At 55.1% G+C, this 15,872-nt stretch carries 12 protein-coding genes; 8 read left to right on the top strand and 4 right to left on the bottom strand.

Annotation, left to right across the window (positions count from 1 at the left end; genetic code table 11):
• Positions 1 to 62 precede the first annotated feature (62 nt).
• From H573_RS0103515 to H573_RS0103545, 7 genes are all read left to right on the top strand, one after another.
• Positions 63 to 1,658: an isocitrate lyase gene (locus H573_RS0103515; protein ID WP_027873056.1), complete on the top strand. Its 1,596-nt coding sequence runs from the start codon at positions 63 to 65 to the stop codon at positions 1,656 to 1,658.
• Positions 1,659 to 1,888: 230 nt separating this feature from the next.
• Positions 1,889 to 2,452 (top strand): hypothetical protein, encoded by a 564-nt coding sequence (locus H573_RS0103520; protein WP_027873057.1) that lies wholly within the window; start codon positions 1,889 to 1,891, stop codon positions 2,450 to 2,452.
• 68 nt (positions 2,453 to 2,520) lie between these two features.
• Positions 2,521 to 3,003 carry a ribonuclease E activity regulator RraA gene (rraA, locus tag H573_RS0103525; protein WP_027873058.1) on the top strand — a complete coding sequence of 161 codons (483 nt, stop codon included), beginning with the start codon at positions 2,521 to 2,523 and terminating at the stop codon, positions 3,001 to 3,003.
• Between the two features lie 49 nt (positions 3,004 to 3,052).
• A complete protein-coding gene (locus tag H573_RS0103530) occupies positions 3,053 to 4,087 on the top strand; it encodes an LLM class F420-dependent oxidoreductase (protein ID WP_027873059.1) in 1,035 nt (344 codons plus the stop codon).
• Between the two features lie 97 nt (positions 4,088 to 4,184).
• Positions 4,185 to 5,942, top strand: coding sequence for a bifunctional isocitrate dehydrogenase kinase/phosphatase (gene aceK, locus H573_RS0103535; protein ID WP_027873060.1), 1,758 nt, complete (start codon positions 4,185 to 4,187; stop codon positions 5,940 to 5,942).
• Positions 5,943 to 5,996: 54 nt separating this feature from the next.
• Entirely contained in the window at positions 5,997 to 7,070 is a 1,074-nt protein-coding gene (locus tag H573_RS0103540) for an efflux RND transporter periplasmic adaptor subunit (RefSeq protein ID WP_027873061.1), read from the top strand.
• Entirely contained in the window at positions 7,067 to 10,192 is a 3,126-nt protein-coding gene (locus tag H573_RS0103545; protein ID WP_027873062.1) for an efflux RND transporter permease subunit, read from the top strand. Before H573_RS0103540 ends, H573_RS0103545 begins: the two co-directional genes overlap by 4 nt.
• Before the next feature lie 51 nt (positions 10,193 to 10,243).
• Here the strand turns inward: H573_RS0103545 and H573_RS0103550 are convergent, their stop codons facing one another.
• The 4 genes from H573_RS0103550 to typA form a co-directional block, all read right to left on the bottom strand.
• Positions 10,244 to 10,828 carry an outer membrane beta-barrel protein gene (locus H573_RS0103550; RefSeq protein WP_027873063.1) on the bottom strand — a complete coding sequence of 195 codons (585 nt, stop codon included), beginning with the start codon at positions 10,826 to 10,828 and terminating at the stop codon, positions 10,244 to 10,246.
• Between the two features lie 156 nt (positions 10,829 to 10,984).
• On the bottom strand, positions 10,985 to 11,422 hold the full coding sequence (gene dtd, locus H573_RS0103555) for a D-aminoacyl-tRNA deacylase (protein ID WP_027873064.1): 438 nt from the start codon (positions 11,420 to 11,422) through the stop codon (positions 10,985 to 10,987).
• 33 nt (positions 11,423 to 11,455) lie between these two features.
• Positions 11,456 to 12,433, bottom strand: a complete 978-nt coding sequence (pip, locus tag H573_RS0103560; protein ID WP_027873065.1) for a prolyl aminopeptidase — start codon at positions 12,431 to 12,433, stop codon at positions 11,456 to 11,458.
• 84 nt (positions 12,434 to 12,517) lie between these two features.
• On the bottom strand, positions 12,518 to 14,326 hold the full coding sequence (gene typA / locus H573_RS0103565; RefSeq protein ID WP_027873066.1) for a translational GTPase TypA: 1,809 nt from the start codon (positions 14,324 to 14,326) through the stop codon (positions 12,518 to 12,520).
• A gap of 188 nt (positions 14,327 to 14,514) precedes the next feature.
• On the opposite strand from typA, the gene H573_RS0103570 reads away from it, so the two are divergent.
• Positions 14,515 to 15,861 carry a sodium-dependent transporter gene (locus H573_RS0103570; RefSeq protein ID WP_027873067.1) on the top strand — a complete coding sequence of 449 codons (1,347 nt, stop codon included), beginning with the start codon at positions 14,515 to 14,517 and terminating at the stop codon, positions 15,859 to 15,861.
• Positions 15,862 to 15,872 lie beyond the last annotated feature (11 nt).

The following is a 15,872-nucleotide window of genomic DNA, read 5'->3' on the forward strand; positions in this document are numbered from 1 at the left end:
TTATAGGGCGCGAGTACACTAGCCTGCGTTAAACCACCCACCGCTATGAAAAGGGACCGCATATGTCATCGTTAGAAGCAGACATCCAATCCATCGCCGGACTTAAAGAGCAAGCCGGTAGCCCATGGGATGCTATCAACCCCGAATCTGCCGCGCGCATGCGTGCTCAGAACAAATTCAAAACCGGCCTGGACATTGCCAAGTACACCGCTGGCATCATGCGTCGCGACATGGCCGAGTTCGACAAAGACAAAACCAAGTACACTCAGTCTCTGGGCTGCTGGCACGGTTTTGTTGGTCAGCAGAAGCTGATCTCCATCAAAAAGCACTTCGGCTCAACTGAGCGTCGCTACCTTTACCTGTCTGGCTGGATGGTTGCTGCACTGCGTTCTAGCTTCGGTCCTCTGCCCGACCAGTCAATGCACGAGAAAACAGTTGTTGCCGACCTGGTAAGAGAGCTGTACACCTTCCTGCGCCAAGCTGACGCACGTGAGTTGGGTGGCTTGTTCCGCGAGCTGGACGCTGCACGCGAAGCTGGCGACAGCGCTAAAGAAGCTGAAATCCAAAGCAAAATCGACAACCACGAAACTCACGTTGTACCCATCGTTGCTGACATCGATGCCGGTTTTGGTAACGCAGAAGCGACTTACCTGATGGCCAAGCAAATGATCGAAGCCGGCGCGTGCTGCCTGCAGATCGAAAACCAGGTTGCCGATGAGAAACAGTGTGGTCACCAGGACGGCAAAGTAACCGTACCTCACGCTGACTTCCACGCAAAACTGCGTGCACTGCGTTACGCATTCCTTGAGCTGGGCGTTGATGACGGTGTTATCGTTGCACGTACCGACTCTGAAGGTGCTGGCCTGACCAAAGAGATCGCTGTTGTTCGCGAGCCAGGTGACCAAGGTGACATCTACAACTCCTTCCTCGATTGCGAAGAAGTTGCACCAGAAGACACTGCAGAAGGCGATGTACTGATCAGCCGCAACGGCAAGCTGGTTCGTCCTAAGCGTCTGCCTTCAGGTCTGTACCAGTTCCGTCAGGGCACTGGCCACGAGCGTTGCGTATTTGACTGCATCGAAGCGATCAACGCTGGCGCTGACCTGCTGTGGATCGAAACTGCAGTACCGACTGTTCACGAAATCAAAGGCATGATGGACGAGATTCGCAAGGTTCACCCCGATGCGAAACTGGTTTACAACAACTCGCCTTCGTTCAACTGGACGCTGAACTTCCGTCAGCAGACTTACGATGCATGGGTGGCTGAAGGTAAAGACGTTTCTGCTTACGACCGTGACAACCTGATGTCTGCTGAGTACGACGACTCTGAACTGTCTGCTGCAGCTGATGCACGTGTACGTACCTTCCAGGCAGATACTGCTCGTGAAGCGAACGTATTCCACCACCTGATCACTCTGCCGACTTACCACACTACAGCACTGTCTGTAGACAACCTGGCGAAAGAGTACTTTGGTGACAAAGCCATGCTGGGTTACGTTGAAGGCGTACAGCGCCAAGAGATCCGTCAGGGCATCGCTTGTGTTAAGCACCAAAACATGGCCGGCTCCGATCTGGGCGACGACCACAAAGAGTACTACGCAGGTGAAATGGCGCTGAAAGCAGGCGGTGCGAAAAACACCTCTAACCAGTTCAGCTAATCTGAACAAGTGTTAGGCGACGTGCCCCGCAACTAGCAACACGCGGGGCACAGCGCACTTGCGAACCTAAAGGCGACACCTTTAAAAGGCGTCGCCTTTTTTGTGGGCGGAATTATCTAAAGAAGGTCATCGCAGACCTTTTAGGGCCCGCAGAGATATTGCTAAGCTGTGCAAAGCTTCCCTAAACTTCTACATGCTTTCCAACTCAAACCGACTGTGTAACTTCGACTATGACTGACGCACCAGATTTTCTTAAAGATGCTAGCGCTTTATTAAGCGAACAGGGCTTTACCACCAGCAACACTTGGTATCACGGTACCTCTTCGGCTCTGGTTGACGCCATCATGGAGCAGGGTTTAAAGCGCTCCGGCGACAAGGCACTGAAGCAAGCGGCAAAACAAACCATGGCCACTATCGGCAATAGCTATTCCGAGTCCATTGAGCCCGTCTTTTTAACCCAGAGCAAAGAATTGGCTTTTTACTGGGCCGAGCAAACCGTGAGAAATCGCCGCGTAAGGTTTCAGGGTGAGGAGCAACCAGCTGTACTTGCGGTAACGCTTCCTGAAGAACTGAACGCCAAAGTGAAGCCAGATGTAGGTGCCGCCAGCTTATTATTAGTCGAAGAGGGCGAGCAATTTATGGCTTATCTCGCAGGTATTTACCAAGCTAACCAACTCGACGCGCCTGAAATAGACCTAATGAAAGCCGACCGCTTAGAGTACCTAAATAAATTGGGCATGGCGTATTACGATGCAGATATTAGTGCATCGTGTCTCAGCGTAGTCACAGACTAAGCCCCAAACCAAACCCTTTATTTTATGCTCAGCGCCAACACTGCCGCGCCGAGCCCCGGAGGAAAATCATGCCCATTTCTACACCTGATCTCTGCGATGAATTCGGCGACGACGTACGCGTTCTTGAACTGCCGCTGCGCCACTACGGCGCAGTGCGGAACTTTAGTGGCGAGGTGGTCACTATCAAATGCTTTGAAGACAACTCCCTGGTTGCCGAGCAGGTAAAACAGCCTGGCGAAGGCCGCGTATTGGTGGTCGATGGCGGCGGCTCAGTGCGACGCTCACTGCTTGGCGACAACCTCGCTGGCGCCGCGGTTAAAAATGGTTGGAGCGGTATTATCATCTACGGCTACCTGCGCGATGTGGAAGAGATCGCCCCGATGGAGCTAGGCGTCCTGGCGCTGGGCAGCGTGCCGCGTAAAACCGAGAAGCGTAACGAGGGGCAGCTCAATGTCGCCCTTCACTTTGGCGCTATCGATATCGCGCCGGGCGACTACGCCTATGCCGATGAAACCGGTGTTATCTTCTCCAGCAAAGCACTGGTAAGCTAAATTACTCGAGGGGCGCGGGTGCCCCGCTACAATAATAAGGGGAACAGCAATGAAACTGGGACTACTACTGGGCTACTCAGGCGCGAAGTTAACGCTGCCAATGGACGACATTAAACACGCCGAGGCCTTGGGCTTCGACTCAGTGTGGACCGCTGAGGCCTACGGCTCTGATGCTGTTAGCCCGGCCGCCTGGATACTTGCGCAGACCGAAAAAATTAAAGTGGGTACTGCCATTATGCAGATGCCCGCACGCAGCCCCGCCATGGCGGCGATGACGGCAATGAGCCTAGACGCCCTTTCCGATGGCCGCTTCATTGTCGGCCTGGGTGCATCGGGACCACAGGTAGTGGAAGGCTGGCACGGCGTGCCCTACGGCAAGCCCGTCACCCGCACCCGCGAGTACATCAAAATTATGAAGCAGATTTTCGAGCGCAAAGGCCCGCTGGAATTTGACGGCAAGATGTACCAGATCCCCAACAAAGGTGAAGGCACCACCGGCCTGGGCAAGGCACTTAAGTCAATTTTGCACGGAGACCCCAGCATCCCCATTTACACGGCGTCCATCACTCCCGCCGGAGTAGCGGCCTCGGCCGAAGTCGCCGACGGGGTATTCCCGGTGTGGATGAGTCCAGACAAATATTCAGTGCTTGAGCCCGCTATCAACAAGGGGCTGGAGAAGAGCGGCCGCACTAAAGCCGACTTCGATGTTGCCCCCTTTGTCGGGGTAATCATGGACGACAACCTCGATGGCTGTCGCCACTTCATTAAAGACTTCCTGTCGCTATATATTGGCGGCATGGGCGCCAAGGGCAAGAACTTCTACACTGACTACGCCACCCGCATGGGCTACGGCGACGCCGCAGAAAAAGTGCAGGACCTCTACCTGGCCGGCAAGAAAGACGAAGCTCGCGAAGCCGTGCCCAACGAACTTGTCGACGAGGTCGCGCTGGTTGGCCCGGAAGCCCGCATTCGCGAGCGCGCCCAAGACTGGAAAGCGGCGAATCAACGCGGCGAAGTCGGCACGATGATCCTCAACTGCCAGCAGGCAGAAGCCCGTGAAGTGATGGCAGACTGCTTCCTGTAAGCGAATATCGCCACGCCCTACAGCCCGGCTTCGCTTTTCTGCGAAAGTCGGGCAGACTCTTAGCTATACCCTCCTACGTGACAGGACACTACCAGCAATGACCGCTGTTACCCGCCGACTCGCGATGGCCATTCTCAATGGCTTCGATGCGTTTTTCGCCGAATTTAAAAATATCACCCTCGGCGCCCAAGCCCGCTTTGAAGCCGCTGATTGGCACGGTTCTCAAGAGGCGATGCGCGCGCGCCTCAACCTCTGGAAGCAAAAACGGGTCATTGTTGCCGAAGCCGCCCACACCATTACCGGCGGCAGCGTGCAGGACCGCGAGCACTGGGAAGTTGCCAAGCAAGAATACGCGGAGCTAATTCAGAATCACGACAATTACGAAATTGCACAATCCTTCTTTAACTCCATTTACTGCTACGTTTTCGAGCACGAGAAAATCCGCGATCGACATACCTTTGCCAGCACCCCAACGGGACATAGGGGGCCTATAGACAGCGACTCCATCCTGCGACGCTACAAATTCAATGGCGACAATGGCGCCGCCATCGTCAAACAAATGCTCGACGATTGTGAGTTCAATATTCCCTGGGAGGACCAACAGCGCGATATTCAATTTGTTATGAATGTCGTCAACCAGGACCTGGTGCCCCGCATTCCCGAAGGTGCCGGCGAAATTTGGGTGGAAACCTTAGAATCACTGTTCTTTCGTAACAAAGCGGCGTATTTGGTAGGGCGCGCCTACAGTGGTAATTTCAGCAAGCCCTTTGTGCTACCAATCCTGCACTCCGACGACGGCTCACTATTCGTTGACACCCTGCTGCATGAGCCTGACGACCTATCGATTCTTTTCAGCTTCAGCCGCAGCTACTTTATGGTCGACGCCTCGATTCCGTCGGAATACGTGGCATTTTTGCGACGTCTCATGCCACACAAAGAGGTGTTTGAACTCTACAACGCAATCGGTATGCAAAAGCACGGCAAAACCGAGTTTTACCGCTTTGCGGTAAACGACACTATAAACAGCGAAGATCCCTATGTGATCGCCCCTGGAATCAAGGGCATGGTGATGCTGGTATTCACCCGGCCAGACTTCGGGTACGTGTACAAAGTGATCAAAGACAAGTTCACGCCGCCTAAAGAGATGAGCCGAGAACACGTCAGAAAATGCTACAGCCTAGTAAAACGCTGGGACCGAGGCGGCCGCATGGCCGACACCCAAGAGTTTAACAACCTTGCCTTTGACCGCCGTCGTTTCTCCGACGAACTCATGGCCGAGCTCTATAAAGAGGCTCCCTCGTTGGTCGAGGAACACGGCAATGTGCTGATACTTAAGCACGTTTATATTGAGCGGAAAATGATTCCCCTCAACCTCTACCTGAAAGACTGCGACGAAGAGCAGCTTTACAGCGTAATGGACGAATACGGCAGTGCCATTAAACAGCTCGCAGCGGGGAATATCTTTCCCGGTGATATGCTGCTTAAAAACTTTGGCGTTACTCGCCACGGCCGTGTGGTGTTCTATGACTACGACGAAATTTGTCCGCTAACCGACTGTAACTTCCGCCGCCTGCCCGAGCCGAAAACAGAGGAGCAGGCCATGGCCACCCAACCCTGGTATGAGGTGAAGCCTGAGGATGTTTTCCCGGAAGAATTCCGCCTGTTCTTCTCGGGGAATCAGCGCGCCAAGAAGGTATTTGACGAGTTGCACAGCGACCTCTACGACCCCGATTACTGGCGCGAGCTGCAGGACAAGATTCGCAACGGCTATGTAGCCGACGTATTCCCGTATAGAAAGAAACAGCGCTTCCAACAGCGCGACGGCGGCAACAACAGCCCGGCCACCTCAAATTAATTCTGGCCGGGAATAACACCTACATAGGCAGCAATTTCAGGGATCGCGATTACCGTGTTAAGAAAACGCCTCAAGTTCGTACTACCCCCGTTAATCGTTATCGGCGCATTGTTGCTGGCCAAGGTGCTTATCAGCAACCGGCCAGAGCTTGCATCCCAACCCCGCGTGGACGAGCAACCGCTTGTGCAGGTGCATACCATCGAACGCCAAGGGGCCGCGATGACCCTCGGCTCGCACGGCACGGTGAGAGCAAAAACCACCTTGCAATTAACCAGTGACGTCGCCGGTAGAATCACCTGGGTGAACCCTGCGCTGGAGGTCGGCGCCATTATCGCTGCCGATACCCCCATCGCCAGAGTGGACCGCAGCCAATACAAACTGGCAGAAGCCCAGGCGCTGCTCGCCCTGCGCGACGCCGAATTAGCCCTGGCAGACACCCGCAGCCGCTTTGAAACCCGCAACCCACGCCACCCGCAAATTCGACGGGCGCGGGCCCAGATTGCCGCCGCAAAAGCGCAAATCCGCAAGGCCAACGTCGATCTTTCGCGAACAGAAATCTCACTGCCGATGGAAGCGCTAGTCAGTATCAAACAAGTAGCCCTCGGGCAATATGTGGCACCCGGCAGCGTCCTCGCCAGTTTCCAAGCGGTAGACCGAGTAGAGGTTCCCCTGCCGATTAGCCACGCCGAATTGGAGGTGCTGGAGGCGGTCGAGGCCGTCAGCATTACACTTCATGCCATTGACCAACAAACCGGTCGCTGGCAAGCGCGCCTGGGTCGCCTCAACCAACAATTGGACGACGCGACTCGGGTCGCATACGCGGTGGCCGTGCTGGACGCCCCCTACGCGACCAAGCCGGCGCTGCGCATCGGTCAGTTTGTTCGCGCCGATATTCACGGCGTTGAATTTGACGACGCCTTTCGCATTCCCGCGAGCGCTGTTTTTGAAAACCGCTTCGTTTACCGCCTCGACCCACAGCAACAATTACAGCGCGTGGCGGTAACAATATTGCAAAAGAATGCCCAACACGCCGTGATAAGGGGAGACCTAATCGTCGGTGACCAGCTGGTACTAAGCCGCCTAGACATTATGACCGAGGGCATGAAAGTTAGAGTCGAGTCGCTATGACCCCCTATGATCGCCGCAGTGGCGCCATTGGCTGGATGGCCCGCAATCCCGTCGCCGCCAATCTGTTAATGGCCGTGGTGATGCTCGCCGGCCTAGTTTCCCTGTTGGATCTGCGCAAGGAGGTCTTCCCTACTATCCCACTGGAGATGATCCGTATCACTGTTCCCTACCCCGGCAGCTCCCCCAGCGAGGTAGAGGAAGGCATTCTGATCAAAATTGAAGAAGCCCTGCAGGACATGGAAGACGTCGACGACATTATTGCCGAGGCCAATGAGAATGTCGCCACGGTGTTAGTACAAATGCAGCCCAAGACCGATATGGCGCCAGTACTCAACGATGTCACCTCCCGCGTTAACGCCATCGCCTCGTTTCCCGCCAATGCCGAAAAACCTATCATTGAAGAAATACTGGCCAAGAATCACACGATCAACCTGAGTATCGCTGGCGAAAAACTTAGCGAGCATCAACTCAAAGCCCTCGCTGACGAAGTCCGCGACGACCTGCTGGCGACCGGCGAGATTACCCAGATCGAACTCGTCGGCGTGCGCGATTACGAGGTGGCCATTGAGCTCTCTGACAGCACACTTCGGCAGTACGGCCTGAGCTTTGACCAAGTTGTCACACTCATTCGCAGTCGATCCGAAAACTTACCCGGCGGCAATGTTCGCACTGACAGCGGCACCATTACTCTTCGCTCCCAAGGTCAGGCCTACAGTGGCGATGAGTATCGCCGCATTCCGCTACTCACCCGCCCGGACGGTACCCGCTTGCTGCTCGGCGATATTGCCAATGTGCGCGATGGCTTCAGCGAGCAGCCTATTCTCAGCCGCCTGAATGGCGCCAACGGCGCGCGGCTCACAATCTTCACCGTCGGCCGCCAAAGTACCCTCGATGTCAGCCAGTTAGTCAAAGACTACGCCGCCCAGAAACAACTGGAATTACCCGATGGTGTCAGCCTCAATGTCTGGTTCGATAACTCGCGTATCCTCAAAGGCCGAATCGACTTACTACTTAAAAATGCGCTGCAAGGCGGCATTTTAGTTTTACTGGCACTGGCGCTATTTTTACGCCTGAGCATGGCCTTTTGGGTGTTAATCGGCGTGCCATTCAGCTTTCTTGGCGCCATGATGGTGATGAACCTGGGCTTTTTCGACTACTCGATAAACCTGATGTCGCTATTCGGTTTTTTGCTGGTGCTGGGCATTGTAGTGGACGATGCCATTGTTACCGGCGAGAGCGCCTACAGCTACCTGGAGAGAGAGCAACAAGGCTTAGACAGCATTATTCACGGGGTAAAACGCGTCTCGACGGCGACAATATTTGGCGTGCTCACGACCATTATCGCCTTCACCCCGATGCTGACAATGACCTCGCACATCGGCCGCTTTGGCTCCAATATCGCCGTGGTCGTGATCTTCTGCCTGATCTTTTCTCTGATAGAAACCAAGCTGATCTTGCCCGCCCACCTTCGCCATATCAAACTGGATAAAAAATCTACCGGCCCCATCGCGGCCCTGCAAAACGGCTTTGACCGCCAGTTAAAGGCGTTTGTGCACAATATTTATCGCCCAGCGTTGCAAACCTTGCTTGCGTATCGCTATGTGAGCCTCGCCGTATTTGTGGCCGGCTTTATTGTTGTTCTCAGCCTGGTACCCGCCGGTATCGTCCGCATGGTGTTCTTCCCCGATGTTCCCTCAGACCAGATCGTAATTAGCCTGCGGCTGCCGCCCAGCGCGCCCTATCAACTCACTCATGACTACGCACTGAAAATCGAGGCGGCGGCCACGACCGTCAACGAGCGCTACCGCGAGCGTACTGGTGAGGATGTCGATGCCATTAGCAATATTGAAACCCTGAGCAGCTCAGACGACCAGGCGAGAATTTGGGCGTCCCTGGTCCCCTCGGAACAACGGCAAATCGATTCCGTTATTCTCGCCCAGTGGTGGCGAGAAGCGATCGGCCCGCTCCCCGGTATTAAACAGCTGAGTTTCGATGCAAAAGCGGGCCCGGGCGAGGGCGTCGACCTCGACGTCGCGTTAGAGTCTGACGACCTCGGTGAGCTGCAGCGCGCCGCGCAGTGGCTCAAAGCGGAGCTTCAGCAAATAAGCGGCGTGTTCGATATCCGCGATACCTTTGGCGCCGGCGCACCAGAGGTGGATATTCGCATTAAACCCGCCGGCGAATTGCTGGGTCTCGGCCAGGCCGAAATTGCCCGCCAAGTGCGCCAAGCCTTCTTTGGTGCTGAAATTCAGCGCTTCCAACGCGGCCGTCACGAAGTGCGAGTCTACGCGCGATTGCCACTCGCCGAGCGCAACACGCTGGAAACCCTAGAGCAATTGTGGATCAAGCTGCCAAGTGGTGAGCGAGTGCCATTCAGTGAAGTGGCCGAGGCGCAATATTCCTCTGGCATTTCCAGCATCAAACGGGTCGACAGAAAGCGCGTGGTCAACATCCAAACGGGCATCGACAAAGCCACCATTGAACCCGATGCGGTGGTCGCCAAGCTCGACCGGGACGTGATGCCCACGCTACTAAAACAATTCCCTGCGGTTAGCTATTACTACACCGGCCAGGTGGAAGAGCAGCAAAAAGATACCCGCGAACTACAGGTAATGGGGTCGCTGGTATTACTGCTGATTTTTGCCGCACTGGCCATTCCGCTGAAGTCCTATATCCAGCCGCTGTATATTATGTCGGCAATTCCCTTCTCAGTAGCAGGCGCCATTATTGGACACTGGCTAACCGGCAATGATCTGAGCATGCTGTCTATTATCGGTGTGGTTGCGCTCGCAGGGGTGGTGGTGAATGACTCGCTGGTTCTGGTGGACTTCATCAACCAGAAGGTTTCCGAGGGGGAAGAAAAACTCAAAGCCGTGGTCGAAGCCGGACAGATGCGCTTTCGCGCGGTGATACTGACCTCACTAACCACTTTTTTGGGGCTACTCCCCATTCAGCTGGAAACATCGATACAGGCACAATTCATTAAGCCAATGGCCACCTCCGTTGGCTTCGGTATATTATTTGCCACAGCAGTCACCTTATTTTTAGTGCCAATCCTGTTTTTTATCGCCCATGACATCAGCCAGTTTTTTGCTAAACGACTGAGCCCAAAAACGCTCTGAACCGCGCTAAAAAACGGCGCACCCTGCGCCGTTTTTTAGCTCCCGCTGCATTTAAAACTGCACGCGGCCACTAATGCCAAAGCTGTCTGTATCAAGGTCGCCCACAAAGCTGCGATTCAGCTCCGCTGCCACAGAGACCAGTGGCGTCACGTAGAGTCGCACACCCGCGCCGAGCACAGCGCCGCTGTCATCACCCTTATCGTAATCTGCGTGGGCATAACCCGCACTCAGATTACCCTCTATATTATTGGTCAACCAGGTGCGTGATTGCACACTCGCCGCCAAGGTATCAATATCGTTGTCACCTCTGTCTGGGTCGGTATAGCTGTAGTCCAGCGCCAATACTAGGTCGCTACGTTCAGAAATCCGCATCGGATGACCGACGCCGAGGCTCACCACATCGGCCTCACCGGGATCAAAATCCAGGTTACCCACTGACGCGCGAATAAATACATTGCGATCCAAGGCCAGCGAACCGCCACCATAAAGGTAGTCGCCCTCGCGATCATCCACCTCAATATCAGCCACCCCTAATTCCGCATAACTGTAGCTAAATTCCTTTGCCATCAGTGGTGAGCTAACCGCCAGTGCAAGAAAGCCAGCGGGAACCATTAGGGTCGATGTAATGCGCTTCATAAGACATCCTTTTTTGCCAATAGATGCCCTTTAGACGAGCTCATATCACTGAGTTCACCAAAAAAAACCGGCTTTGTGAAGGAATTGACACAGACGCGAAAAACGGTAAAAACGCGGGAACCAGGTCGCCATAAACCTGTCGAGAGTGGGATATCGTTACGATTCCAGTAGAAAAGTCACCGGCCCGTCATTGAGCAGCGATATCTGCATATCCGCGCCGAATTCTCCGCTGGCCAATTTTGCCTGGCGAGGAGAAAGCCACGCCAGGGCATGATCGTAAAGCTGGCGGGCGCGCTCGGGTTCGGCGGCCGTTGAAAATCCGGGACGACGCCCCTTACTGGTTTGTGCCGCGAGGGTGAACTGGGAAACCACCAGCAACCCGCCATCAATGTCGCGCAGCGACAAATTCATACGCCCCTGCTCATCGGAAAAAATGCGGTAATTCAGCACCCTCTCCAATAACCTTTCCAACTCAGCTTCACTATCGTGTTTTTCCAGCCCGAGAAACAACAATATTCCCTGACTGATTTCACCAACACAGTGCTGATCGACCTCGACCTTTGCGTGGCGAACCCTTTGAAGTAGTGCTTTCATTCAATTCTCAATACGTAAATCCGTGGCGCGGCATTACGCGCCCTCGCCCGAAAATTGTCGCACCAGCACCTCGGCAATCTCATCTGTCGCTTTTACCAGGGCATCACTCATGCTCGGCTCAAAAGCGGAGTGCCCGGCATCGCGAACCACGAACAACTCGGCGGCTGGCCAGTATTGCGAAAGTGTCATCGCATTGTCTAGCGGGCAGATCATATCGTAACGACCATGGACAATAACCCCGGGGATATCTTCCAGCGCCGACATATTATCCAGGATTTCCTGATTCAACAGGAACGGGTCACTGCGAAAAAAGTGGTTCTCGATATGCGCCATCGCCACGGCGGTATGAGCGTCCAGCAAATGCGCCTCAACATCGTGGTTAGGGCGCAGCGTTGAGCAGCGCCCCTCCCAGTGGCACCAAGCCTTTGCGGCCGACATGCGCGCCAGTTCATTACTGCCGTGCAACTGCCGGTGATAAGCATCGATCCAGCTCTCGCCAGGCTGGCGATGGGCAGCCTCGTCAAACTCCTGCCAGTAATCGGGAAAGACGCGGCTCGCACCTCCCTCCTCGTAAAACCACTGAAGCTCCTGAGGGCGGCACAAAAATATACCGCGCAATATCATCGCCAGCACGCGGCTCGGGTGACGTTGTGCATAGGCAATACTGAGCGTGGATCCCCAGGAGCCACCAAACAGCACCCAGTGATGAACGCCCAAGTGCTCTCGAATCGCCTCCATGTCTTCGATCAGCGCTTGCGTCGTATTGTTGTCCAAACAGGCATGGGGCTCGGATTGGCCACAGCCGCGCTGGTCAAACAAAATAATGCGGTAGACCTCTGGGTCGAAAAAGCAGCGCGCCTTGGGGCTGCAACCCGCACCGGGGCCGCCGTGCACGAATAGCACGGGGATACCATCTGGGTTACCAGACTCTTCTACATAGAGGACATGGGGGGCTTGAACAGCCAGACGATGACGTTGATAAGGTTTGATATCGGGATAAAGTGCCAACATTCAGCGCACCTGAGGTCGATTAACAGCGGAGACCTTCAGTGTAGCGCAGCGAGGGACGGCTTGCCCGCCCTCGCCCGAGGCAAATTATTTTGCCGCGCGTTTGCGCTCGTTTTCCGTTAGCAGCTTTTTACGCAGGCGAATGCTCTTCGGCGTCACTTCCACCAACTCGTCGTCTTCAATAAACTCGAGTGCTTGCTCAAGGGTATGACGTACCGGTGGCGTCAGCGTCAGCGCATCATCGGTGCCAGAAGCGCGAACGTTGGTCAGCTGCTTGGCCTTGGTCGCATTTACCACCAGGTCGTTGCTGCGGCTGTGCAAACCGATAATCTGCCCTTCGTAAATTTCCTCAGCGTGGCCAAGGAACAGGCGACCGCGATCCTGCAGGTTAAACAGACCGTAGGCGAGAGTTTTACCCTTCACCATCGAGACCAATACGCCGTTTTGGCGTTTCGCCATCTCACCGCCTTTCACTTCACCGTAGTGGTCGAAGACTGTGGTCATAATGCCGCTGCCCGAGGTCAGCGTCAGGAATTGACCACGGAAGCCGATCAGGCCACGTGCAGGCGCAATAAACTCAAGTTTAACGCGACCTTTGCCGTCGGGCTCCATGTTGGTCAGCTCTGCCTTGCGCAGTCCCAGCTCTTCCATGACCGCACCTTGGTGCTGCTCTTCAACGTCGATAACGACCTGTTCGAAGGGCTCTTGCAGAACACCGTCAATTTCTCGCTGAACAACTTCAGGGCGGGATACACCCAGCTCAAAACCCTCGCGACGCATGGTTTCAATCAATACAGACAAGTGCAGCTCACCGCGACCGGACACTTTGAACTTGTCGGGACTGTCGCCCTGCTCAACACGGAGCGCCACATTGTGAATCAGCTCTTGCTGGAGGCGGTCGTTGATATTACGCGAGGTAACAAACTTGCCTTCCAAACCGGCAAACGGTGAGTCATTAACCTGGAAGGTCATACTTACTGTGGGCTCGTCAACGGTCAGCGCTGGCAACGCTTCCGGCTGACTGGGCGAACAGATGGTATCGGAAATATTTAAGCCTTCGATACCGGTGATACATACAATATCGCCAGCTTGTGCTTGCTCGACTTCAACACGCTCCAAACCGTGGTAGCCCATCACCGTGAGCACACGTCCTTTGCGCTGCTTACCATCGGCGCCAACAACCACAACCTGCTCATTGGGCTTCATGGTACCGCGGGTGATGCGACCAACACCGATAACGCCAACATAGCTGTTGTAGTCCAGCGCTGAAATTTGCATTTGCAGCGGGCCGTCAACGTCGACATCCGGAGAAGGTACTTTATCCACGATCATCTCAAACAGCGGCGTCATATCCTCCGCCAGCTCGTCGGCCTCTGGGCCGGCAATACCGTTCAAGGCAGATGCGTAAATGATGGGGAAATCAAGCTGTTCGTCGGTCGCGCCCAGGCGGTCGAACAGGTCAAAGACCTGGTCAATTACCCAGTCGGGGCGAGAGCCCGGACGGTCGACTTTATTGACGACAACAATGGGTTTTAGACCGCGCTCGAACGCTTTTTGGGTAACGAAGCGTGTCTGCGGCATAGGGCCGTCTACGGCGTCTACCAGCAGCAGTACACAATCAACCATCGACAACACCCGCTCAACTTCACCGCCAAAGTCGGCGTGCCCTGGGGTGTCCACAATGTTAATGCGGTAGTCGTTCCAGCGGATCGCGGTGTTCTTAGCAAGGATGGTAATGCCGCGCTCTTTCTCCTGGTCATTGGAGTCCATAACACGCTCGGTGTCTTGGTTGCGGCGGTCGAGCGTACCCGACTGACTCAGCAGTTTATCAACCAGGGTCGTTTTACCGTGGTCAACGTGGGCGATGATGGCAATATTGCGCAGCTTATCAATCATGAGTGAGGTCGTCGTCGGATAAATTTGGGCGCGCAGTATACACCAGCACGGTCCAGATAAGCACAATTCACCAGCATCTACGACATATTGCCAGTGTTTACTCGGCCACTGCACTGACCAAACCTTGGGCCGAAGTACCATTTACCGCTACAATTCCCAAAAAAGCCTTCCCGCGACGGAAAAATAATATGAGTAAAGCCCTTTCGGCCCCCGAGGGCGTGACATGGAAATCGCGCTGGACATTTATACTTGCCGCCACAGGCTCAGCCGTTGGCCTTGGCAACATCTGGAAATTTCCCTATATCACCGGTGAATATGGCGGCGGTGCATTTGTACTGGTCTACCTCGCCTGCATATTGATGATCGGCATTCCCGTCATGATCGCCGAAGTTATGCTCGGCCGCGCCGGGCGCAGCGACCCCGCCGACTCCATGGCCAAACTGGCAAAAGAAAGCGGGCGCAGTCGTTACTGGGGCGTGATCGGTGGTGTCGGCATGCTCGCCGGCTTGCTTATCATGATGTTTTACAGCGTTGTCGCTGGCTGGGCGCTGGAATACGTATCACAGAGTATCGGCGGCGCATACAGCAATTTAGACCCCGCGCAAATCGAGAGCAACTTCAGCGGTTTACTCGCCAGCAACAGCCAGCAGCTGCTCTGGCACAGCGTATTCTGCGTGCTCACCGCCGGCGTTGTAGCAGCGGGGGTCACGCAGGGCATCGGCAAGGCCGTCGACATTTTGATGCCCATGCTGTTTTTCTTCCTGTTACTGCTGGTGGGCTACAGCGCGGTAAACGGTGATTTCGAAGCCGGACTGCACTTTATGTTCGACACGGATTTTAGCCGCCTAAACGGCGAGGCAATACTGGTAGCGATGGGACATGCCTTCTTTACCTTGAGCCTTGGCATGGGCGCCATCATGGCCTACGGCGCATACTTTCCCGGGCATTCGTCCATCGGCAAAACCGTCATGACTATCGCCGCACTGGATACCATTATTGCCCTACTGGCCGGCATGGCGATGTTCCCGCTGGTCTTCGCTAACGACCTAACACCGGGCCAAGGGCCTGGACTGATGTTTGTGACACTGCCAATCGCGTTCTCCAACATGAGCGGAGGCATCTTTTTCGGCACTCTGTTTTTCACTCTGGTGAGCATCGCCGCACTCAGTTCGTCGATCTCCCTGATTGAGCCGGGCGTCGCGTGGCTGGAAAAGCACGGCATCAAGCGGCCGGTATCCACTTTCGGCTTGGCCGGCATCGCCTGGCTGGGCGGCATCGCGAGCATTCATTACGAGTCCGTATTCAACGCCCTGGATTACCTGACGGCCAACGTTATGCTGCCGCTTGGCGGCCTGTTAATCGCGGTATTTGTCGGCTGGCTGATGCCGAGCGACCGGGTGTTCGACGAAACCGGCATATTGCACGCCAAGGTCTTCAAAGCCTGGCGCTTTTTATTGCGCTACATCGCGCCACTGGGCATTATCGCGGTGTTCCTGCACAGCCTGGGCCTACTCGGCTGGCTTATGCGCCACTGATACCGTTAGCA

This window comes from Neomelitea salexigens DSM 19753 (assembly GCF_000422345.1).
GTDB classification, from domain to species: domain Bacteria; phylum Pseudomonadota; class Gammaproteobacteria; order Pseudomonadales; family Spongiibacteraceae; genus Spongiibacter; species Spongiibacter marinus_A.